At 61.5% G+C, this 1,855-nt stretch carries 2 protein-coding genes; both read left to right on the top strand.

The genetic code is table 11. The annotated features are described in order from the left end of the window. Positions 1-1,157, top strand: a 1,157-nt coding sequence (locus AC1DT3_RS19720; RefSeq protein ID WP_477466910.1) for a M14 family zinc carboxypeptidase, incomplete at its 5' end; no start/stop codon positions are given. Then, positions 1,154-1,852, top strand: coding sequence for an SDR family oxidoreductase (locus tag AC1DT3_RS19715; protein ID WP_477466909.1), 699 nt, complete (start codon positions 1,154-1,156; stop codon positions 1,850-1,852). The genes AC1DT3_RS19720 and AC1DT3_RS19715, both read left to right, overlap by 4 nt. The last annotated feature ends 3 nt before the right edge of the window (positions 1,853-1,855 follow it).

Below are 1,855 nucleotides of genomic sequence, written 5' to 3'. Positions count from 1 at the left end.
AGGACGAACCATACGCGGAAACCGTCGCGATCGAGGTCCTCACTCCGGGGATCGAGCGCGCGTTGCCCTATGGCGACGAAGTCATGAGCACCCGTGAAGCCTTGCACGAGGATCTCTACTTCTCGCTGTTGGAGTTCTTCAAACAACTTTCCGGCCGTCCGCCGGAAGATCGCGGCGTTCAGCCTGGTCAGATCGTTCCGGATATTCGGGCAGGCGACGGCGATGCCTTGGTTCGCGTCAGCCTTCGTCCGTTCGCTGCGCCGATCGATCCCGTGCGGGCGTTTCAGGATCTCGACTCCGCCGATCGCGCGCTGGGTCTCGCTCAAGTGCAAGGCGAATTGTCAAAGCTTCCAGGCGACGTGTTCGAGGGGCAATCTCGCGAGAGTCGTGCCGTACAAGGAGTTTATCGCTCCGGTTCACGCCCGGCCGTCCTCGTCACGAGCGGACAGCATGCCAACGAGACCACTGGCGTCGTGGGGGCTTTCCGGGCCGTGCGCCGCCTTCTCGAAAATCCCGATAGCAACATCGCCTTCATTCCCGTCGAAAATCCGGACGGGTACGCGCTCCACGGTAGGCTGTGCGAGGCCAATCCCCGTCATATGCATCATGCCGCACGCTACACCTCGCTCGGGAGTGACGTAGAATACGATCACGGCACACCCCTCTATGAGAAAGGCGCTCGATTGCAGGCGCTGAAAATGTCCGGCGCGCAATTGCATGTGAACCTGCACGGGTATCCGGCTCACGAATGGACGAGGCCGTTCACCGGGTACTTGCCGCGCGGCTTCGAGTTGTGGACGATCCCCAAGGGCTTCTTTGTGATCATGCGCCATCACCCCACGTGGGCGGCGCAGGCGAGGGCGCTCGTCGAGGCAGTGACCCTGGCGCTTTCGGCGATCCCCGGGCTGCCGGAATTCAACCGGCGGCAGATCGAAATCTGTTCGATCCATTCGGGCGGAACGCCCTACGAGATCATCAACCACATTCCGTGTCTGCTGACGGCCGAGGAGCGGCATCCGTCGCCGTTGACGCTCATCACCGAGTTTCCGGACGAGACGATCTATGGCAAGCCGTTCCAATTGGGACACGAGGTACAGATGACGACCGTTCTCGCGGCTGAAGAAGCGTTCGCAAACATGATGGGAGGAATGGCATGAGCCAAGTTGCAATCGTGACCGCCGCGAGCAAGGGCATAGGAGCGGCGATTGCCCGCGAATTGCATGCGCGCGGTTATCGTCTGGCGCTGTTGGCCCGATCGGCAGGGATTCAGGAGATCGCTCGTGAGCTCGGCGGCATCGCCATCGAAGGCTCCGTCACCGAGGTGGCCGATCTCGAACGTCTCGTTTCGACGACGCTCGAGAAGTATGGGCGGATCGACGCCGTCGTGAACCATACCGGTCACCCTCCCAAGGGGGAGTTGCTCGCCATTCCGGACAGCGATTGGCATCTCGGACTCGACGTCGTGCTCATGAACGTGGTGCGGATGTCGCGACTTGTGACACCGCATATGGAGAAGGCGGGGAAGGGCGCTATCGTCAACATTTCGAGCTTCGCGGCTTTCGAACCCGACGCCGATTTCCCGGTCTCGGCCAGCCTTCGCACCGCGCTCGCGGCCTTCACCAAGCTCTACGCCGACCGCTATGCCCGTGCCGGCATTCGCATGAACAACGTCCTTCCGGGTTTTATCGACAGCCTTCCGGAGAAGGCGGAGCGATTGTCGCGCGTTCCCATGGGCCGCTATGGCACGGTCGCCGAGATGGCGAAAACGACGGCCTTTCTGCTCTCCGACGATGCTGGGTATATCACCGGCCAGAACATTATGGTCGATGGCGGCTTGGTGAAGGGTCTCTGACAC

The organism is Microvirga sp. P4_G7, from assembly GCF_056401005.1.
Note: the sequence above shows the minus strand (reverse complement) of the source record. Positions and strands in the feature narration are given on the sequence as shown.